Here is a 20,292-nt window from a genome sequence, read left to right as displayed (position 1 = left end):
CAAAGAAGGGGGCAGGAATGACAGGCCAAGTCACGCCAATGATGGCGCAATATCTTGAGGTGAAAGCCCGCCACGCAGATGCGTTATTGTTTTACCGCATGGGCGATTTCTATGAGATGTTTTTTGATGATGCTGTCGCCGCCGCCGAGGCATTGGACATCGCCCTAACAAAGCGCGGCCAACATCTGGGCGAAGACATTCCTATGTGTGGTGTCCCCGTTCATGCCGCTGAGAACTATTTGCTAACATTGATCCGCAAGGGATTTCGCGTTGCCGTCTGTGAACAGCTCGAAGACCCCGCCGAGGCGAAAAAGCGCGGGTCGAAATCGGTTGTTAAGCGCGATGTCGTGCGGGTTGTCACCCCAGGCACTTTGACCGAGGACAGCCTGCTAGACGCGCGGCGCCACAATTATCTAACGGCTTATTTTGAATCACGGGACGGATCAGCGGCGCTTGCATGGTGCGATATGTCGACTGGGGGCTTTTGGGTGATGCCCGTAACCCCCGCACGGCTTGGCCCAGAATTGGCGCGCCTTGCACCGCGTGAAATTCTTATTTCGGAAAATCTTGATCCAAGCCGCATTGCCTTAATCGAAGAGACAGGCGCAAGCGTGACACGCCTTGCACCGTCAAGCTTTGACAGCAGATCCGCAGAAGCACGGCTTACCGATTTGTTCAAGGTCGACAGCCTAGAGGCCTTTGGCCAGTTTGAGCGTCCTGATCTCTCCGCCATGGGGGCGGTGGTCGATTATTTGGACATCACGCAAAAAGGCAATCTGCCCCTCTTGCAGCGGCCACAGCGCCAATCTTTGACGCGGGTGATGTTGATTGATGCCGCAACGCGGAAAAATTTGGAAATTACACAATCGCTCTCGGGCGGGCGCAAAGGCAGCCTTCTGGCGGTGATCGACAAAACTGTGACCAGCGCAGGCGGACGTCTGTTGGAGCGGCGCCTTTCCGCCCCCTCCACCGATTTTGACGAAATCACAGCCCGACATGATGCGGTGACCTTCGCGCTGTCGAATTCTTCGATTTCGGAAAGGCTGCGCGAGATTTTGCGAAAAGTGCCTGACATGGAACGCGCGCTGTCACGCCTATCCTTGGATCGGGCCAGTCCACGGGATTTGGCAGCAATCCGCTCGGGTCTGCGCCAAGCGCAGGAGGTGGCAGCACAGCTTAGCGGGATAGAGCTTTCCTCGTTATGGCGCGATTTAGTGACTGATTTGGTCGGTCATGAACGCCTGATTGGGCTGCTGACAGATGCCCTGATTGAGGAGCCGCCTTTACTCGCCCGCGATGGGGGATTTGTTGCGTCAGGCTATCACCCTGAGCTGGATGAAATGCGCGCCCTTCGGGATGAGGGGCGTGGAATTGTCGCAAAAATGCAAGCCGACTATATTAGCACGACAGGCATTCCATCCCTTAAAATCAAACACAACAATGTGCTTGGCTATTTCATAGAAACGACCGCCACCCACGCGGAAAAGATGCTATCTGCCCCCCTGTCCGAGCAGTTTATCCATCGCCAAACCACGGCCAATGCGGTGCGCTTTACCACAGTCGACTTGTCAGAACTTGAAACAAAGATCCTGAATTCTGGCGCGCGGGCGATTGAGATTGAGAAACAAATCTTTGAGGCGCTGCGCCACGAGATTTTAGCACAGTTTGATCCCGTCATGCGTGCCGCATTTGCCCTCGCATCAGCGGATTTGTATCTGGCCTTAGCACATATCGCGCGGGCACAAGATTGGGTGCGACCAGAGATCACAAAAGATCGCGATTTTGATATTGTCGCAGGTCGCCATCCCGTGGTTGAGGACGCGCTTCGCGGCAGCAAAGATCGCTTTGTTCCGAATGACTGCGCGCTATCCCCGCAGAGTGATGCCGCCGCCATACAATTGCTGACTGGCCCCAATATGGCGGGTAAGTCGACCTATTTGCGGCAAAACGCTTTGATTGTAATTTTGGCTCAAATGGGCGGTTTTGTGCCTGCAAGATCGGCAAACCTGGGGTTGGTCAGCCAAGTTTTCAGTCGCGTTGGGGCCTCAGATGATCTTGCGCGCGGCAGGTCGACCTTCATGGTCGAGATGGTGGAAACAGCCGCGATTTTGAACCAAGCCGATCATCGCGCCTTAGTTATCCTTGATGAAATTGGGCGCGGGACAGCCACCTATGACGGGCTGTCGATCGCATGGGCCACGTTAGAATTTCTACATGATGTTAATAAGTGCCGCGCGCTGTTTGCGACCCATTACCACGAATTGACCGCGCTTGCGGGCACCCTATCGGGCGCGCGCAATGCAACCGTGGCAGTCAAAGAATTTGAAGGTGAGATTGTCTTTCTTCACGAATTACGCGAAGGCGCCGCGGATCGATCCTATGGGGTTCAGGTCGCGAAACTTGCAGGATTGCCGCCTGCGGTGATCCATCGCGCCGAAGAAGTTTTGAAAAAATTGGAAAAGAATGATCGTGAGGGCGGCGCGCAGAAATCGCTGATTGATGATTTGCCGCTCTTTACCGCGCAGCCTGCGCCACAAGCCCCCAAATCATCCCCGCTTGAGGATCGCCTCCATGCCGTGCATCCCGATGAGATGACGGCACGCGAGGCGCTTGATTTGATTTACGACCTAAAGGCGTTGATGAAAGATTAGGATTTCGGTGTTGATGACACACCCACCTGCGCAGGGCGCAAAAGGCGATCATGCAACAGGAATCCTTCGGTCATAACCTGAATGATCTGGCCCGCTGTCGTGCCTGGAACGGGGGCCTCAAACATCGCCTGATGCATTTGCGGGTCGAATTGGTCGCCCTCTTCGGGTTTCACGACTGTTACGCCATGTTTTGAGAAAACATTCAAAAGCTCGCGCAAGGTCAGCTCAATACCTTCGATCACGCTGCCCGCAACATCACGTTGCTCATCGCCAACGGCAGATAAAGCGCGGTTGAGGTTGTCATAAACAGGCAACAAATCGCGCGCGAGACGGGTGCCGCCATAATGCTCGGCTTCGCGGCGATCCCGCTCGGCACGCTTGCGCAGATTTTCGGAATCCGCCATGACGCGCAACAATCGATCGCGCAATTGATCCCGCTCCTCAGTCAGCGCAGCAATAACGCCTTCGGGGCTGGTATCAACATCTTCGCCAATGCCTTCGGCAAGGTCGATATCTTCCTCAGGCGCGTCAATATCATCAAGGAATTGCTCTTCCTGTGGCTCTGCCATCTTTCACCTCTTATGCACGATCAGAGATTAATTTCCCAACCAACTGTGCCGTGTAATCCACAATCGGCACGATCCGACCGTAATTGATGCGCGTTGGCCCAATCACGCCCACAGCGCCGATAATTTTCCGTTCCGAGTTCATATAGGGAGAGACAACCAAAGAGGAACCCGTAAGTGAGAATAACTTGTTCTCAGACCCAATAAAAATGCGCACACCATCACCACGATCGGTCAAATCGAGAAATTCCGCGATGTCGCGCTTGCGTTCGAGATCATCAAACAAGGATTTGATCCGTTCGAGATCTGCAATTTCTGGCGCATTGTCCAACAGATTCGCCCGCCCGCGAACAATAAGGCGCTCGCCCCGATGACCAGAATTTTCCCAAATCGCCAAACCCTGTTCAATTAGGGATTTTGCAATTTCATCAATCTCGCGGCGGCGTGTTTTGACCTCTTGCTCCATCACCGCGCGCAAATCTGTAACGGTGCGCCCTTCTGCCCATGCGTTCACAAAATTCGCAGCCTCGCGCATCGCACTTGGCGTCAATCCAGGCGGTGGGGTGAATAGCCGATTTTCAACATGGCCATCGGCGAACACCAAAACAACAAGGGCTTTTTCCGTTGAAAGGGATACAAACTCAACATGTTTGATCGGCGCCTCGTGTTTCGGGGCAAGCACCAAACTGGCGCCATGGGTGATGCCCGACAATGCCTTGCCAATCCGATCCAAAGCCGTTGAAACCGTGTCGGAATTGCTTTGCACTGTCGCATCAAGGTGGATTTTGTCGTCTTCGCCGAGTTCAGTGACCTCAAGCAACCCATCCACGAACATGCGCAGTCCCAAATGGGTCGGAACACGCCCCGCCGAAATATGGGGGCTGTCGAGCAAGCCGAGATATTCCAAGTCCTGCATCACATTGCGAATTGTAGCGGCTGAAATTTGTTCGGTCATATTGCGGGTCAGGCTGCGGGATCCAACGGGCTCACCGGTGGAAAGATAGCCCTCAACCACGCGGCGAAAAACTTCGCGCGATCTCTCGTTCAACTCAGCGAGAATTTGTGATGTTTCACTCATTCTTCAGCCCCAAATCATCACCTTATTTCTCAGCATGGGCCGCAAATGGTCAATCCTGCTTGCAACTGCCCCGTTACTGCGACTATCCCACTGGGGTGGATCACAAGGAGATATTTATGCGTCCTTCAGGCAGAAACCTAGATGAAATGCGGAAAATTTCTATTGAAACTGCCGTGATGCGCCATGCGGAAGGGTCGTGTTTGATCAAATGCGGCGATACCCATGTTCTGTGTTCCGCCACAATCGAAGAGCGCGTGCCACCATTTTTGAAAAATTCAGGTTTGGGATGGGTCACCGCAGAATATGGGATGCTGCCACGCGCCACGCATACGCGGGGGCGGCGTGAGGCTGCGGTTGGCAAACAATCGGGCCGCACACAGGAAATTCAGCGCCTGATTGGGCGAGCATTGCGGGCAGGCGTGGATCGCTCCGCCTTGGGTGAACGTCAAATTACCATCGACTGCGATGTTATGCAGGCAGATGGTGGAACGCGTTGCGCCTCTATCACAGGGGGTTGGGTCGCATTGCGACTTGCTGTGAACAGATTGCTTGCCTCTGGCGCCATTACATCTGACCCGATTTTGGATAATGTCGCCGCCGTCTCTTGCGGCATTTACGCGGGCCAACCTGTTCTTGATCTGGATTATCCCGAAGATTCAGAGGCTGGAACCGATAGTAACTTTGTTATGACTGGCGCAGGCAAGCTGATCGAGATTCAAGCCAGCGCAGAGTCAGCGACTTTTTCATTGGATGAATTCGCAGAATTGCAAAAACTTGCTCAAAAAGGCGTTGCAGAGCTTGTTTTGGCGCAAAACGCGGCGGTTGCGTGATGCGGAAATTCACCTCAAACACTTTGCTTGTAGCCACCCATAATCAAGGCAAACTTGAGGAAATATCGGCGCTTTTGACGCCATTTGGCATCAAGACCGTATCCGCCAAAGATCACGATCTGCCTGAACCCGAAGAAACAGGCACAACTTTTGTCGAGAACGCGCGGATCAAGGCCCATGCTGCCGCCAAGGCAACAGGTCTACCCGCTTTGGCCGATGACAGCGGTATTGAAATTGACGCGCTTGAAAATGCACCTGGGGTTTATACGGCTGATTGGGCCGAAACACCGAACGGGCGCGATTTTGTGATGGCCATGCAGCGCGCCCATGATGAGTTAGAGGCTGCAAACGCCCCACATCCACGCCTTGCGCGGTTTTGTTGCGCACTTGTTCTGGCATGGCCCGATGGCCATGATGAGATATTCGAAGGCGTGATGGCGGGTCAGGTGGTTTGGCCAATGCGTGGTGACCAAGGTCACGGCTATGACCCGATTTTCCAACCCGAAGGCTATGACATCACCTTTGGTGAGATGGATCGTTGGGAAAAAAATAAGATCAGTCACCGCGCTGATGCATTTACGAAATTGGTGAGCCTGTTTGAACAAGCGTGACGATTGGGAAAATGGCGGCTTTGGGATTTATATCCACTGGCCCTTCTGTCAGGCCAAATGCCCCTATTGCGATTTTAACTCGCATGTATCGCAGTCCATTGATCAATCTCGCTGGAAACATGCCTATCTGAGTGAAATTGATCGATTGGCCGCTGAGTGCGGCGGGCGCATTCTACAGTCGGTGTTTTTTGGCGGCGGCACGCCATCTTTGATGGATGGAGAACTGGTCAACGCCATTATCGCGCGCATTTTACAGCACTGGCCCGCGGCAAATGATCTAGAGATTACCCTAGAGGCCAATCCGACCTCTGCGGAGGCGAGTCGATTTAAACAGTATCACGAAGCGGGCGTTTCGAGACTATCTATGGGCATCCAAGCCCTCAATGACCCTGATCTCAAAGCACTCGGTCGCCTACATAGCGCCGAGGAAGCCTTGCGCGCCTTTGACATCGCGCGCGGCATCTTTCCCCGTGTCAGTTTTGATTTGATCTATGCGCGGCAGCATCAAAGCCTAGAGGATTGGCGCACAGAGTTGCGCCGCGCTCTATCCTTGGGATTGGATCACTTATCCGCCTATCAGCTCACAATCGAAGAGGGCACCGCCTTTGGCGCACGCGCCAAGATCGGCAAGCTCGATGGCCTACCTACTGAAGACTTGGCCGTTGATATGTATGATGTGACCCAAGAACTCTGCGATAATGCGGGATTGCCGGCATATGAGGTGTCCAACCATGCCAGCGATTTGGCGCAGTCTCGGCATAACTTGGTTTATTGGCGCTACGGCGATTATCTCGGCATAGGGCCTGGGGCCCATGGGCGTTTAACGCTCGGTGGTGTGAAATACGCGACAGCGACACCGCTTTCGCCAAATCTGTGGTTGGGTCAAGTGAAGCAAACGGGTTTAGGCGAAACCGCACGGGAAGAAATTTCCTCGTATGATCAAGCCGTTGAGGCGCTAATGATGGGGTTACGCCTCAGCGAAGGCGTATCTCTTGCACGGATCAGAAACCTATCAAATACTGCGGTTAATCTGGAAAAGTTAAATGAATTCAAAGAGTTAGGATTAATCGACCTAAATGGAGACAGGCTGAGTTGCACCGCGTCTGGACGGCCCGTGCTGAATGGGGTATTACGCGGCTTATTGGCCTAGGCCCCGCCACCCAAACGGCGCATCAGCTCGTCCAACGCTTCGAGATCTTTATAGCTGATTGAAATCTTACCAGCCCCAGACCCTGAATCATGGCTGATATCCACCTTCATGCCCAAAGCGGCTGACAAATCCGCCTCAATCGCGCGGGTATCAGCGTCTTTGGTCGGTGCTGTTGGGCGCGGTGATTTAGGTTTATCGCCTGCCGCACTTGCCAGTTTCTCAGCCTCACGCACCGATAACCCTTTGGCAATGATCTGGCGCGCCAGTTCCGAAGCATTGGGCGTTGTAATTAAGGCGCGGGCGTGACCCGCTGACAGGCGCCCTTCGCGCAGCATCGCCTGGACATCATCAGGCAACTGCAAAAGACGCATTAAGTTTGCGATATGACTGCGGCTTTTCCCCATCGCCTCAGCCAGTTTTTCTTGGGTATGGCCAAAACGATCAATCAGCTGCCGATACCCCATCGCCTCTTCGATTGGATTGAGATCAGCGCGCTGAATATTCTCGATAATCGCAATCTCGAGAACCTCAACATCTGTAAAATCCCGAATAATGACGGGCAATTCATGCAGTTGCGCCATTTGCGAGGCGCGCCAACGGCGTTCGCCAGCAACAATCTGATAATCACCATCGTGGTTTGGATCGGCGCGCACGATAAGGGGCTGAATAATGCCCTTTTCTTTAATCGATGCGGCAAGCTCCTCCAGTGCTTCTGGGGTGAAATTACGGCGCGGTTGTTCGGGATTGGGGCGAATACGCTCAATCGGCAATTTGGTATCCGCACGGCGCACTGGGGCGGGTTGCGATCCCTCGATATCTTGCGCTGGCGTGGCATTCACGGCTGGGCTCGTCCCCACATCAATGTCTTGCATTAATGCAGACAGACCACGCCCCAAACCGCGTTTATCCCGTTTACTCATTATCTTCTCCTAGCGCGACTTTACCGCATCGTGGCGCGCCACAATTTCTTCTGCAAGCGCCTTATAGGCCAGAGCGCCCGTTGAGGTTGCATCATAATCCAAAACAGTTTGCGCAAAGGATGGCGCTTCGGACAGGCGAACATTGCGCGGGATTTTGGTTTCATAAACCAATTCCCCCAAGGTTTGCCGTGCATCATCTTCAACCAATTTTGAAAGGTTATTCCGAAGATCATACATCGTCAAAACCACGCCTTCGATGCGCAGCTCCGAATTTGCACCTTCACGCACTTGGCGCACGGTCAACATGAGCTGTGACAAACCTTCCAATGCGAAAAATTCGGCCTGAAGGGGCACCAAGACAGAATCTGCAGCGACCAAAGCGTTGACTGTCAGAAGACTTAAGGATGGCGGGCAATCCATGAAAACATAATCATAGGCGCGCAAATCCGCCGCGCTAAACGCGTTGCGCAATAGGATAATACGTTTTTCATTATCGCTGAGTTCAACATCAGCCGAACTGAGATCGGTTGTCGCGGGAACAACATCAATGCCATCAACCTTGGTTTTCTGGGTCACATCCGCAAGTTTCGCGCCCTCAATGAGCAAATCATAGCTTGAGAGATCACGATCTTCGACACCCAACCCGGTCGAGGCATTGCCCTGTGGGTCAAGGTCAATCAGCAAAACACGTTTGCCCATTGCGGCCAATGCAGCGCCAAGATTGATTGTTGTGGTTGTTTTTCCAACCCCGCCCTTTTGGTTGGCAATCGCGATAATTCGTGGAGAGGCGCGTTCAGACACGGCGTAATTCCTTTATTTCTATGATTTGACCGTCGTCACTGGTTACGCTCGGATGAGTCTTGATCGACATCTGCCACGATTCCTTTGCGGTGTCGATTTCTTGCGGGGCAGATTGGCCCTTTAAAAACAAACATTGCCCATCTGTTGCTAAATGGCGATAGGACAGCATGCAAAGCTTGGACAAATCGCTAAGCGCGCGGGCAGAAATGATGTCAGCGTTTTGGAGTGGCGCTTCTTCGATCCTGCGGGACATCACATTTATAGATATCCCGACCTGACGCGCGACATCCCGCAAGAACGCGCATTTGCGCAAATCAGATTCTATGAAATGAAAGCTGATATCTGGGGATTTTTCTGCTGCAATAATTGCGCAAACCAATCCAGGAAAACCGCCGCCACTGCCCATATCTAGCCATTTTCCACTGGATTTTGCCGCCAATGGAAAGATTTGTGCAGAATCTACGATATGGCGCGACCACGCATCAGCTAATGTTGCAGGGGCGACCAAATTGATCGCCTTTTGCCATTTCACCAGCATATCAACGTAAATCTGCAATCGATCCAATGTTTCACGTGAAACAAAGGTGCTAAGATATGCCTGCGCCTCGCCTTCGGTCATGCGGATTTCCGTTGAATCTGGCGCAGTTTTGTCAGGATCAACGTCAAGGCGGCTGGGGTCATGCCATCAATTCGGCCCGCCTGCCCCAAATCACGTGGCTGCACTTTGGTCAATTTCTGCCGCAATTCTGTTGATAGCCCCTCGATCTCCATAAAATTAAGGGTTTCGGGGATTAATTGCGCCTCGTCCCGCTTAAGCGCCTGAACATCGCGCTCTTGGCGTTCAATATAGGCGGCATATTGCGCCTCTCGGTTAATCTGCGCCTTTGTCGCCACGCTGTGGTCGATCAATTCGGGCCAAATGGCCTCAAGATCGGAAAATTCTATGTCGGGGAAGGCCAAAAGCTCGACACCGCTACGGCGCTGACCATCTTGGTTCATATTTAATCCGTGCTTCTTTCCCTCAGATGGCGTCAGATTATGGTTCCGCAGGACGGTGTAGCAGGCGTCAATCTGGGCCATCTTGTCTTCGAATAAACGCTTGCGCGTCTCGTCCACTGTGCCGAGATCAATACCAAGCGGTGTAAGACGCTGATCCGCATTGTCCGCGCGTAAAGAAAGACGAAATTCGGCGCGCGAGGTGAACATGCGATAGGGTTCGCTGACACCGCGGGTCACCAAGTCGTCAATCATCACGCCGATATAGCTTTCACGGCGCGAGAATATCACGGCATCCCGCCCCTGCGCGGAACGCGCTGCGTTAACACCCGCCACAAACCCCTGCGCGGCCGCCTCTTCATATCCCGTTGTGCCATTGATTTGCCCAGCGAAATAAAGGTTTTTTACAGTCTTAACCTGCAAATCGGCCCCAAGCGCGCGGGGGTCTACAAAGTCATATTCAATCGCATATCCTGGTTGAAGGATCTCAACCGCTTCTAACCCAACCATCGAGCGGACATAATCCACCTGAACATCAGCGGGAAGCGAGGTTGAAATTCCGTTTGGATAAATAGTGTGATCCTCTAGACCTTCAGGCTCAAGGAACACTTGATGCGAGGTTTTATCGGCAAAGCGCACAATCTTATCTTCAATAGAGGGGCAATACCGGGGCCCAATCCCCTCTATATGCCCGCCATACATCGCAGAGCGGCCAAGATTGTTGCGGATAATCTCATGCGTTTTTTCATTGGTATGCGTGATACCGCAGGCAATTTGGCGCACATGTGGCTTATCCGATAGGAAAGAGAATAGCACGGGATCATCATCCGCAGGTTGGGTTTCCAAAATATCCCAATTAATCGTGCGCCCATCCAAACGCGGCGGCGTGCCTGTCTTCAAACGGCCAAGTGGCAAGGCAAAACTGTCGATCCGCTGCGCCAATTTCACCGAAGGCTTATCACCCATCCGTCCGCCAGGCATGCTTTTATCGCCAATATGGATAACCCCACGCAGGAATGTGCCTGTTGTCAAAACCACTGATTTCGCTGAAATCTCGGCACCATCCGCCAAAACAACGCCTGACACGGCCCCGTCTGTCCCAAGAAAATCGGCCACCTCACCCGCTATAATTGACAAATTCTCTGTTCTGGCGAGCAAATCTTGCATCGCAGCGCGGTATAGTTTGCGGTCAGATTGCGTGCGCGGGCCCTGAACCGCGGGGCCTTTTCGGCGATTCAGCAAGCGAAACTGAATACCTGAGCGATCCGCAGCCAAACCCATAACACCCCCTAGGGCATCAATCTCACGCACCAGATGGCCTTTACCCAAGCCGCCAATGGCTGGATTACAGGACATAACGCCAATATTATCGAAGGATAATGTGACTAGCGCGGTTTTTGCGCCCGCCCGCGCGGCTGTATGAGCGGCCTCTGCACCTGCATGGCCACCCCCAATCACAACAACATCGAAATCATGATGTTTCACGTGAAACACTCCGCTATTCTTATTTACCGAGGCAAAATTGCGAAAAGATTTCGCCCAAGACCATCTCAACATCAACACGGCCAATCAGCGAATCCAACTTTCTTATAGCATATCGCACATATTCCGCAGCTATGTCTGTGTGACTGTCGCCTTTTGCAAGGGCGATCTGTGCGTCATCCAGACCTTGCCGCGCATCAAGCATTGCTTGGCGATGGCGCATATGGGTTGCGGTGGCAACATTCGCGGCGCGATCCGATAAGCGCGCTGAAATTAGCGCGATCAACTCATCCACGCCCTGACCCGTCTGTCCTGACACAGAAATCCCGCTGCCGTGCTGCATGTCGGCCTTACCCAATATGGATATATCATCAGCATCTAAATCAAAGGGCGGCTGTTCCTCTGGGTTAGATTTCAGAAAAACCCGCAAATCTGCGGATTTTGCACGATCAATCGCCCGCTCAACACCGATGCATTCAATCGTGTCTGTGCTGTCACGGATGCCAGCAGTATCGAGTAACGTCACAGGCAGGCCACCAAGATCGAGGCGCACCTCAATCACATCGCGGGTTGTTCCCGCTATTTCTGAGGTGATCGCAATATCCCGCCCAGAAATAGCGTTCAACAGCGTGGATTTCCCCGCGTTTGGCGCACCAATTATAGCAACCTCAAACCCGTCACGGATACGTTCAGCCACCAAACTGCCTGCAATTTCCACATCCAAACTCTGCACCACCTGAGTGATAAGGCCCTGCACCTCAGGGGTCACGTCAGTGGGCACTTCCTCATCCGCGAAATCAATCGTCACTTCTATCAATACTGTCGCGCGCAACAAATGCTGCCGCCACTCTTCAACCAGCTTTCCCAAATGTCCCGAAAAAACACGGCTGGCTTGGCGTCTTTGCGCCTCTGTTTCTGCATTGATCAGATCACCCAGCCCTTCAACCTGAGCGAGATCAAGCTTGTTATTTTCAAGGGCGCGGCGCGTAAACTCGCCAGGTTCGGCCATACGGGCGCGGCCACTCTCGGATAAAGCTGCAAGTATGGCTTTCACAACAGCGGGGCTGCCATGGCAATGGAGCTCAATCACATCTTCGCCTGTAAAACTATGTGGCGCCTGAAATCGCAACGCCAAAACATGGTCAATAATTTGGTCTTTATCCTTGAAAGGTCGAAGCCGAAATTGACCAACGTCTGGAAGGCCGCCAAGAAATATGGAGCATAAATCGACTGCCTCCGCACCCGATACCCGAATAACGGAAACGCCCGCCCGACCATTGGCCGAGGCGAGCGCGAAGATGGTATCCGCAATAAAGCCTGACATCTTAGGTGTTCATAGAATCGAAGAATTCCGAGTTCGTTTTGGTCTGTTTCAATTTAGAAATCAGGAATTCAATCGCGTCTGTAGTGCCCATTGGGTTCAAGATGCGGCGCAAGACATAGGTTTTCTGCAAATCGCCCTTATCGACCAAAAGGTCTTCCTTACGGGTACCAGATTTCAAAATATCCATAGCTGGGAAGACGCGCTTATCCGCCACTTTACGATCCAGCACGATTTCCGAGTTACCCGTGCCCTTAAATTCTTCAAAGATCACTTCGTCCATACGGCTGCCAGTATCGATCAAGGCGGTTGCTATAATTGTCAGCGATCCACCTTCTTCGATGTTACGCGCCGCACCAAAGAAACGCTTAGGGCGTTGCAAGGCGTTTGCGTCAACGCCGCCTGTCAAAACCTTACCCGATGATGGGACAACAGTGTTATACGCGCGCCCCAAACGGGTAATAGAATCGAGCAAAATAACAACATCGCGCTTATGTTCGACAAGGCGTTTTGCTTTTTCGATAACCATTTCCGCCACGGCAACGTGACGCGTTGCAGGTTCGTCAAAGGTTGAGGATACAACCTCACCCTTAACCGAGCGCTGCATATCCGTCACTTCCTCGGGCCGTTCATCAATCAATAAAACAATCAAATAGCACTCTGGATGGTTCGTTTCGATAGAATGCGCAATGTTCTGCAAAAGCACGGTTTTACCCGTGCGTGGCGGGGCAACAATCAAGGCACGCTGCCCTTTACCGATGGGCGATACCAAATCAATGATGCGTGCGGAACGATCTTTGATTGTTGGATCTTCGATCTCCATCTTCAACCGCTCATCAGGATAAAGCGGCGTCAGGTTATCAAAGGCAACCTTATGGCGTGCCTTTTCTGGCACTTCAAAATTGATCTTGGAAACCTTGGTGAGGCCAAAGTAATTCTCTGTCTCGCGGGGTGCAGCAATCACACCCTCGACCGTGTCACCCGTGCGCAAGCTATGCTGCCGGATCATGTCAGGGGAGACATAAATATCGTCCGGGCCTGGAAGATAATTTGCTTCGGGCGAGCGCAAGAACCCAAACCCGTCTTGCAAAACTTCCAGCACACCGTCGCCGTAAACATCCCACCCTTCTTCTGCGCGCTCTTTGAGAATGGCGAACATCATGTCGCCTTTGCGCATGGTCGAGGCGTTCTCGATCTCCAGTTCTTCTGCCATGGACAGAAGATCTTTAGGTGATTTTGCCTTTAGATCAGCAAGATTGAGAGAGTTAACTGTCATGAGGGTTCCATATGCCTCTTGAGACGCATCGCGTTTAAGGGCTTTTGCACAATTGGGAAGGATAGTGATCGGACGATCACTTAGTCTGTCTTCTACGCACAGATGGAACCCAAGTCAATCTGAAGCACAGCACGTAGAATTTTGTCCGTGTTAAAAATGAAAATAATAAATTTAAGAAAAGGATGATGATTTGGTTATGCAGTGCAAAACTTTGGAAACTTATTTATCATTACTTTATCAACAGGCCTTCCGTTGGGGATGATATTTACCCCCAAAAGCCGAAATTCTATAAAAATAAGTAATATCAATTAGTTAGTGAAAAATTAAGAATGAACAACTGTGGAAAACTTTGGGATATTTCCGTGTGTGTCGTATCTTCTCCAACCCACTCGGATAGAACTTACACCCGTGGATAACCGACAGATAATTTTCCGCTACGTTACAATGACCTGTGGTTGAAGGGGTGCATGTGACTATGTCATCACTTGATCCAAGGGCTTATCCCCAAGACTTCCCACGGAATTATCCAATGCAAAAAATCATCTTGGCGTCCCAATCGGCAGTCCGACAGCAGCTTTTACAGAACGCTGGGGTGTCATTTATCGCAGAAAATGCGCGAATCGATGAATCGTTATTAAAGACATCATTGTTGGCCGAAGGTGCCCCGCCGCGCGATTTGGTAGATCAATTGGCTGAGGCCAAAGCCGCCAAACTTGCCCGAAAAAATCCTGATGCTGTTGTTATTGGCTGCGATCAGATTTTGGAATTTGAAGGCGATATTCTGTCAAAGCCAGACAGTCTGGAAGACGCGCGCGCGCAATTGACAATGCTCCGTGGAAAATCGCACAAACTCATGTCCGCCGCGGTGATCTATCACGAGGCGCAGCCAATTTGGCGCCATATCGGTGTCGTGCGTCTCTTTATGGCAGAATTTAGTGACAGCTATCTTGACGCCTACCTTTTCCGAAATTGGCCCGATATCGCACAGGCAGTTGGCGCTTATATGCTTGAATCCGAGGGCATTCGTCTGTTTTCTCGGATCGAGGGCAGCTATTTTGATGTTCTGGGCCTGCCATTAACCGAAGTTCTGAACTTCTTGGCACTGCGAGGGTTTATAGAAAGATGACAGCATCGGTGCCACTTGCGGCCGTTATTGGTGACCCAATTGGTCATAGCAAATCCCCCCTGTTGCATGGGTTTTGGCTGCGGGCCTATCAGATTTCGGGCCATTATGTGCCGCTGCATGTAACATCTGGCGACTTAGGACAGGTTCTGGCTGCGATGCAGCGGATGGGGTTTGTTGGCGCAAATGTGACGATTCCCCATAAAGAAACTGTTTTGGAATTGGCCGATATTGTCACTGATCGCGCGCGTGCGATTGGCGCCGCCAATACCCTAACCTTTCACAAAGATGGCAAAATCGAGGCTGATAATACAGATGGCCACGGATTTCTTGCCAATATTCAACAAAACGCGCCCGCATTCGATGCAAAGGATGGCCCTGCTGTTATTCTTGGTGCGGGCGGGGCGGCAAAGGCGGTCATCTATGCATTGCTAGAGGCAGGTGCACCGCAGGTGCGGGTGCTGAACCGTAATCTTGACCGCGCAAAAAACCTATCTGCCCGATTTGGGGATCGCGTTTCTGTGCATGAGATGTCAGATCTTCCAAACCTTCTTGGGGATTGTAATCTTCTGGTCAATACCACATCCCTAGGCATGATTGGCCAGCCACCCCTTGCGGTGGATCTGAGTAATTTACCAAAAACCGCCGTTGTGAACGATATTGTTTATGCCCCTCTTGAAACTGATCTCTTAAAACAAGCGCGTGCCATGGGCGCAGGCGCGGTTGATGGTTTGGGGATGCTTTTGCACCAAGCCGCGCCTGGTTTTGCGAAATGGTTCGGAAAAGAGCCCGCTGTTACCGATGAGCTGCGTCGCGCGGTTTTGGCAAAATGAGTTTTCTTCTTGGTCTTACTGGCTCAATTGGGATGGGCAAAAGCACCACCGCAGATATGTTTCGTGAGGCGGGTGTTCCTGTGTGGGATGCCGATGCAACAGTTGCTAAGCTATATGGCAAAGGTGGCGCTGCGGTGGCACCGCTTTCAGCGTTGAATATGGGGTTGATCCAAAATGATGCGGTGGATCGGGAAGCGTTGAAAAATTGGGTCAAAACAGACCCGAACGCGCTTAATCGGCTTGAATCACTTATTCATCCCCTTGTGGCTGCAGATCGGGCCGAATTCATTGACGACCATGCAGAACAGTCCCTGATTGTTTGCGACATTCCGCTTCTTTATGAAACAGGCGCGGATCAATGGCTTGATGCCGTTTTGGTTGTGACAACTGATGCCGAAACGCAGAAAGCCCGCGTCATGGCACGGGCGGGAATGGATTCTGCGCTTTTTGATCGAATTCTTGCGCGCCAGATGCCAAATTCTGACAAAATTGCCCGCGCGGATTATGTGATAGAAACGAATAGTTTTGAGGGTGCGCGCAAAGCCGTGCATGATTTGATCAACGATTTAACGGCAAGGGCAACGTGATGCGCGAGATTGTTCTAGACACCGAAACCACAGGGTTTGAGCCGTCCGAAGGGCACCGTATTGTCGAAATTGGCGCGGTTGAATTGTGGAACCACCTGCCAACAGGTAAGACATATCACCAATACATCAACCCCGAACGCGCGATGCCGCAAGAGGCGTTTAATGTCCACGGATTGGGCGATGAGTTTTTAGCTGATAAACCAGTTTTTGCCGCCATTGCGCAAGATTTTCTGGATTTTGTCGGTGATGCAAAGCTGGTCATTCATAATGCAAGCTTCGATATGAAGTTTTTGAATGCAGAACTTGGATGGGTGAACAAACCACTTTTGCGAAATGATCAGGCGATCGACACGCTGGCTATAGCGCGGCGCAAATTCCCTGGATCACCCGCAAGTCTTGATTCCCTATGTCGCCGTTTTGGTGTCGATAATTCTATGCGCGAAAAACACGGCGCGCTTTTGGATTCGGAAATCTTGGCCGAAGTCTATCTCGAGTTGATCGGGGGCAAGCAACCTGATTTTGCCCTCTCGCCAGATGATCAGGACAAAGATCGTGATGTTGTGCAGCCAATGCGCCGCGCCTCCGCGCGACCAGAACCCCTTAAGCCGCGTTTGACGGATGAAGAAATCGCCGCCCATCAAGACTTCATCTCCGAGATGGGCGACAAGGCTGTTTGGATGCGTTAACGCTTAGGCATCTGCCTTTTGTTCGGTCATTTTCCGCGCCAATTCATTGCGATAAAGCGCAACAAAATCAATTGTGTCGAGGTTCAGCGGCAAATACCCACCGTCCCGCGTGACGTCTGAAACGATGCGGCGGATGAACGGGAAAAGCATCCGAGGGCATTCGATCATCAGATACGGGTGGAGCTGTTCTTCGGGCACGTTGTCGATGTGGAAGATGCCAGCATAATCAAGGTCTACGCGAAAGATTGGTTCGGGGGTGTCCCCTTTGGTTTTTGCTTCAATCGTCACTTTTACGATGACGTCATACTGCTTTTCCGTGGGCCGCTTTCCGCCATCGAGCGCCACACGCAATTGAATGTCGGGCTGACCCGCACCTTGAACCGATTTTTGCGCTGCGATGTTCTCAAACGACAAATCTCGCACGAATTGGCCCAAGATTTTCATTTGCGGCATTACGGGTTGTTGTTGTGCTGCGCTGTCCTGCGCGGCATCCGCATCTTTTTTCGCCATCTTTCATCTCCCAAAGGCAAATTTTTAAGGCGTCTTAACAGCCCGATCCAAAAGCCTCAATGCCGTGTCCATCCCGATGGGCCATGCGGGTCTGTATCCAAGATCTCGCCATCTTCATCTATGATTGTGCCAGATTGGCTACGAAAATTGGCTCGGCTTTGAAAACTAGTGGTTTTTATGCGTGATTTGACCTGAAGGATCAAAAATTGTCGGACGGGCGGCACCAACAAGGAAAATCCAATCGCATCGGTGAAAAATCCAGGTGTTAGCAACAGGGCGCCCGCAATTAGGATCATGGCTCCATGGGCCAGCGGTTCGGTTGGGTCATTTAATTCGTTAAAGCTGGAGCGGATCTGCGACAGCGCCAGCGACCCTTGCGATCTGACCAACCATGTTCCCAAAATTGCCGTTAAAACGACCACAGCCAAGGTTGGCCATAACCCAATAAATCCGCCAATTTGAATGAACAAGCCAATCTCAATCAGCGGAATCGCCAGAAAAAGAACAAATAACCACATTTTTTCAGCCTTTCCCGCAGATAGTCGGTAAAACCGCGCCCAGCTTCATGGACTTGGCCCCCTTCCCTCCCTACATATGAACCTCAAGCGCAGTCTAAAACCCCTGCGGCCACATTAGCCTGTATCAAAATTGGATTGAGACCCACATGAACTCATCATTTCTTTCCCTTTTGGTTCTCGCGGCAATCGCGATCTTTTTGATCCTGCGGTTGCGCGCCGTTCTTGGCACGCGTGAGGGGTTTGAGAAATCGCCCGAAGTCGTAAAAACCTCAAAATCCGCACAATCCCGTAATTTTGAGGTGATCGAGGGCGGCCCTGATCGGGATATCACCGATCATGTTCCCGAAGGATCAGAAAGCGCCCGTGCCTTGGCCGCGATGAAATCCGCAGAGCCCAGTTTCGCGGTGGGAGAATTTTTGACTGGTGCGCGCGGCGCCTATGAAATGATTCTCATGGCGTTTGAACGTGGCGATATTTCGGAAGTGCGCGATTTCCTATCCCCCGAGGTTGCCGAGAGCTTTGACGAGGTTATCGAAGCGCGCCGTGCACAAGGCCTTGAGATTGAAGCAAATTTTGTGGGTCTCAATGATATAGCTGTTCAAGAAGCCCAGTTTGACGCCACCTCGCGCGAAGGTGAGGTCACGGTTCGTTTCGCTGCAGAACTGACCTCTGTGGTGCGCAATTCCGATGGTGAAATTGTCGAAGGCAGCGCAACTGAAATCAAACGCCAGCGGGACGTTTGGACCTTCGCCCGCGAAATGGGCAGCCGCAATCCAAATTGGGTTTTGGTTGCCACAGGCGCCTGATCCTAGCGTAAGGACTGCGTGGTGACTTATCCCCAACCCATAGGATTTTCCGATCTTTTGGGTTGGGATGACGAGGATTACGCCGAAATCCTTTCAATTTTCCAATCTCAAACGGATTTGGCGATAGTTGATTTTATTGTGGCCGCCCGCAAGGTTAGCCCCTCACAGGCCCGCGCGTTTTTTCAATCAAATTTTCAGCCTCTCAGATTTGGCCCCGCTCTTTCTGGGCATATCACGGGATATTACGAACCCGTTTTGCCCGCCCGCGCCGCGCCAGATGCAGAATACAGGTTCCCACTCTACGCCGCCCCAAAAAATATGCCGGAGATTTGGGCGACACGCGCCGAAATCGAAGCGGGCAATTTGCTTTCGGGGCAAGGATTGGAACTGGCCTATCTCAACTCGCGCATAGACCAGTATTTTTGCCATATCCAAGGATCTGTTGCCGTGACCTACCCAGATGGTGAGACGCGCCGCTTTGGGTTTGCGGCAAAAAACGGGCATCCCTATCGTTCGATTGGGGCTGAATTGGTTGCCATGGGTGAAATCAGCGCGAAAGAGATCACCGCAGATTGGGTCAAAGATTGGCTCAGACACCACCCAAACCAAATGGATGCGCTTTTACAGAAAAACCCCTCTTATATCTTCTTTGAACCGCGTCACGAAAATGGCGCGGTCGGTGCTGCAGGGCAGGTTTTGACCGCGAACCGCTCGATCGCGATTGATCCTGCATATATCCCTTATGGACTGCCCGTCATGGTTGCGGGAGAGACGCGCGCAGCGCGGATTTATTTTGCCCAAGATTGTGGAACTGCCATTAAAGGCGCGCAGCGCGCCGATATTTTCTGTGGATCAGGTGATGCTGCGGGTAGGAGTGCGGGCGCAATAAATGAACCCGCCAGCTTGACCGTGCTTTGGCCCAAGGGTCATGCTTTGCCCAATCGATGGGCAGGATAAGCCATGGCAAAAAAACCAAAAAACCTAAGCAGTGAAGACCGCGTTTTATGGGATCGCGTGGCACGCAGTGCTAAGCCATTGAAACGTGCCGCCGCCAATTTCTATCTTGAAAAACCCGACACGGCGACAATTCCGCCGCGTGAAATTGTCGATCTCACACCAAAGTTGGATCTCAGTGACTTTGACATTGGGCTGACAGCCCCATCTGAGAAACCGCAAAACCCGCCTGAAAAGCGCGGCGTTCGTATGGATAAAAAATTGCATGGCCGCATGGTTCGGGGAAAGTTGCAGCCAGAGGCGAAAATTGACCTTCACGGCATGACACAGGCCCAAGCCCATCCTGCGTTGCAGCGATTTATCCTTGACTGCCATGCGCGCGGATATCGTTTGGCCCTTGTGATTACGGGCAAGGGCAATCTGTCTAGCGGCCGCCATTATGACCCGATTGCGCCCGCCCGTGGGGTATTGCGGCAAAACGTGCCACGTTGGCTGCGCCACCCATCAATCGCGGGCTATATCCTTGATATTCGTGAGGCGCATATTCGTCATGGCGGGGCGGGTGCGCTCTATGTCTATCTCAGGAAATAGAG

At 52.1% G+C, this 20,292-nt stretch carries 21 protein-coding genes; 11 read left to right on the top strand and 10 right to left on the bottom strand.

Annotation, left to right across the window (positions count from 1 at the left end; translation table 11 throughout):
• The first annotated feature begins 17 nt into the window (after positions 1 to 17).
• A complete protein-coding gene (gene mutS / locus AAC620_RS07665; RefSeq protein ID WP_340243993.1) occupies positions 18 to 2,651 on the top strand; it encodes a DNA mismatch repair protein MutS in 2,634 nt (877 codons plus the stop codon).
• Here mutS and AAC620_RS07660 read toward each other — a convergent pair.
• Together AAC620_RS07660 and hrcA are read right to left on the bottom strand one after the other, a co-directional pair.
• The gene (locus AAC620_RS07660; RefSeq protein ID WP_317657063.1) at positions 2,648 to 3,220 is read right to left on the bottom strand and encodes a nucleotide exchange factor GrpE; all 573 of its coding nucleotides are present in this window, start codon (positions 3,218 to 3,220) and stop codon (positions 2,648 to 2,650) included. The genes mutS and AAC620_RS07660 overlap by 4 nt on opposite strands.
• Positions 3,221 to 3,230: 10 nt before the next feature.
• A complete protein-coding gene (gene hrcA / locus AAC620_RS07655; RefSeq protein ID WP_340243991.1) occupies positions 3,231 to 4,295 on the bottom strand; it encodes a heat-inducible transcriptional repressor HrcA in 1,065 nt (354 codons plus the stop codon).
• Positions 4,296 to 4,411: 116 nt separating this feature from the next.
• Between hrcA and rph the strand changes: the two genes are divergently transcribed.
• From rph to hemW, 3 genes are read left to right on the top strand one after another with little or no spacing between them, the layout of a single operon-like run.
• Positions 4,412 to 5,125 carry a ribonuclease PH gene (gene rph, locus AAC620_RS07650; protein WP_340243989.1) on the top strand — a complete coding sequence of 238 codons (714 nt, stop codon included), beginning with the start codon at positions 4,412 to 4,414 and terminating at the stop codon, positions 5,123 to 5,125.
• A complete protein-coding gene (gene rdgB, locus AAC620_RS07645) occupies positions 5,125 to 5,736 on the top strand; it encodes an RdgB/HAM1 family non-canonical purine NTP pyrophosphatase (protein ID WP_340243987.1) in 612 nt (203 codons plus the stop codon). The genes rph and rdgB overlap by 1 nt, the downstream gene beginning before the upstream one ends.
• Positions 5,723 to 6,886 (top strand): radical SAM family heme chaperone HemW, encoded by a 1,164-nt coding sequence (hemW, locus tag AAC620_RS07640; RefSeq protein ID WP_340243985.1) that lies wholly within the window; start codon positions 5,723 to 5,725, stop codon positions 6,884 to 6,886. Before rdgB ends, hemW begins: the two co-directional genes overlap by 14 nt.
• Here the strand turns inward: hemW and AAC620_RS07635 are convergent.
• The 6 genes from AAC620_RS07635 to rho are packed head-to-tail and all read right to left on the bottom strand — an operon-like array spanning position 6,883 to position 13,682.
• Positions 6,883 to 7,806, bottom strand: coding sequence for a ParB/RepB/Spo0J family partition protein (locus tag AAC620_RS07635; RefSeq protein ID WP_340243983.1), 924 nt, complete (start codon positions 7,804 to 7,806; stop codon positions 6,883 to 6,885). The genes hemW and AAC620_RS07635 overlap by 4 nt on opposite strands.
• Before the next feature lie 9 nt (positions 7,807 to 7,815).
• Entirely contained in the window at positions 7,816 to 8,607 is a 792-nt protein-coding gene (locus tag AAC620_RS07630; protein ID WP_340243982.1) for a ParA family protein, read from the bottom strand.
• Positions 8,600 to 9,226 carry a 16S rRNA (guanine(527)-N(7))-methyltransferase RsmG gene (gene rsmG, locus AAC620_RS07625; RefSeq protein ID WP_340243980.1) on the bottom strand — a complete coding sequence of 209 codons (627 nt, stop codon included), beginning with the start codon at positions 9,224 to 9,226 and terminating at the stop codon, positions 8,600 to 8,602. The genes AAC620_RS07630 and rsmG overlap by 8 nt, the downstream gene beginning before the upstream one ends.
• Positions 9,223 to 11,097, bottom strand: coding sequence for a tRNA uridine-5-carboxymethylaminomethyl(34) synthesis enzyme MnmG (gene mnmG, locus AAC620_RS07620; RefSeq protein WP_445322453.1), 1,875 nt, complete (start codon positions 11,095 to 11,097; stop codon positions 9,223 to 9,225). The genes rsmG and mnmG overlap by 4 nt, the downstream gene beginning before the upstream one ends.
• A 10-nt stretch (positions 11,098 to 11,107) precedes the next feature.
• Entirely contained in the window at positions 11,108 to 12,409 is a 1,302-nt protein-coding gene (gene mnmE, locus AAC620_RS07615; RefSeq protein WP_340243976.1) for a tRNA uridine-5-carboxymethylaminomethyl(34) synthesis GTPase MnmE, read from the bottom strand.
• 1 nt (position 12,410) lies between these two features.
• Positions 12,411 to 13,682 (bottom strand): transcription termination factor Rho, encoded by a 1,272-nt coding sequence (gene rho / locus AAC620_RS07610; protein WP_317657073.1) that lies wholly within the window; start codon positions 13,680 to 13,682, stop codon positions 12,411 to 12,413.
• 529 nt (positions 13,683 to 14,211) lie between these two features.
• Here rho and AAC620_RS07605 point away from each other — a divergent pair.
• Genes AAC620_RS07605 through dnaQ form a run of 4 tightly spaced genes read left to right on the top strand, consistent with a single transcriptional unit; the run spans position 14,212 to position 16,911 of the window.
• Positions 14,212 to 14,808, top strand: a complete 597-nt coding sequence (locus AAC620_RS07605) for a Maf family protein (protein ID WP_340243975.1) — start codon at positions 14,212 to 14,214, stop codon at positions 14,806 to 14,808.
• Positions 14,805 to 15,638 carry a shikimate dehydrogenase gene (locus AAC620_RS07600; RefSeq protein ID WP_340243973.1) on the top strand — a complete coding sequence of 278 codons (834 nt, stop codon included), beginning with the start codon at positions 14,805 to 14,807 and terminating at the stop codon, positions 15,636 to 15,638. Before AAC620_RS07605 ends, AAC620_RS07600 begins: the two co-directional genes overlap by 4 nt.
• Positions 15,635 to 16,225: a dephospho-CoA kinase gene (gene coaE / locus AAC620_RS07595; RefSeq protein WP_340243972.1), complete on the top strand. Its 591-nt coding sequence runs from the start codon at positions 15,635 to 15,637 to the stop codon at positions 16,223 to 16,225. Before AAC620_RS07600 ends, coaE begins: the two co-directional genes overlap by 4 nt.
• On the top strand, positions 16,225 to 16,911 hold the full coding sequence (gene dnaQ / locus AAC620_RS07590) for a DNA polymerase III subunit epsilon (RefSeq protein WP_340243971.1): 687 nt from the start codon (positions 16,225 to 16,227) through the stop codon (positions 16,909 to 16,911). Before coaE ends, dnaQ begins: the two co-directional genes overlap by 1 nt.
• A gap of 3 nt (positions 16,912 to 16,914) precedes the next feature.
• On the opposite strand, the gene secB is transcribed toward dnaQ, so the two are convergent.
• Together secB and AAC620_RS07580 are read right to left on the bottom strand one after the other, a co-directional pair.
• On the bottom strand, positions 16,915 to 17,421 hold the full coding sequence (gene secB / locus AAC620_RS07585; RefSeq protein ID WP_340243968.1) for a protein-export chaperone SecB: 507 nt from the start codon (positions 17,419 to 17,421) through the stop codon (positions 16,915 to 16,917).
• A 56-nt stretch (positions 17,422 to 17,477) separates the two neighbouring features.
• Positions 17,478 to 17,939: an FxsA family protein gene (locus tag AAC620_RS07580; protein ID WP_340243966.1), complete on the bottom strand. Its 462-nt coding sequence runs from the start codon at positions 17,937 to 17,939 to the stop codon at positions 17,478 to 17,480.
• Between the two features lie 146 nt (positions 17,940 to 18,085).
• On the opposite strand from AAC620_RS07580, the gene AAC620_RS07575 reads away from it, so the two are divergent.
• The 3 genes from AAC620_RS07575 to AAC620_RS07565 are packed head-to-tail and all read left to right on the top strand — an operon-like array spanning position 18,086 to position 20,290.
• Positions 18,086 to 18,745 carry a Tim44/TimA family putative adaptor protein gene (locus AAC620_RS07575; protein ID WP_340243964.1) on the top strand — a complete coding sequence of 220 codons (660 nt, stop codon included), beginning with the start codon at positions 18,086 to 18,088 and terminating at the stop codon, positions 18,743 to 18,745.
• Between the two features lie 21 nt (positions 18,746 to 18,766).
• A complete protein-coding gene (gene mltA, locus AAC620_RS07570) occupies positions 18,767 to 19,702 on the top strand; it encodes a murein transglycosylase A (protein WP_340243962.1) in 936 nt (311 codons plus the stop codon).
• 3 nt (positions 19,703 to 19,705) lie between these two features.
• Complete coding sequence (locus AAC620_RS07565; protein ID WP_340243960.1) at positions 19,706 to 20,290, top strand: Smr/MutS family protein; 585 nt, start codon at positions 19,706 to 19,708, stop codon at positions 20,288 to 20,290.
• Positions 20,291 to 20,292: the final 2 nt, after the last annotated feature.

This window comes from Roseobacter sp. HKCCA2468, from assembly GCF_037805105.1.
Taxonomy (GTDB): Bacteria; Pseudomonadota; Alphaproteobacteria; order Rhodobacterales; family Rhodobacteraceae; genus M30B80.
The sequence above is the reverse complement of the archived record's forward strand: the minus strand, read 5'-3'. Positions and strand labels throughout refer to the sequence as shown.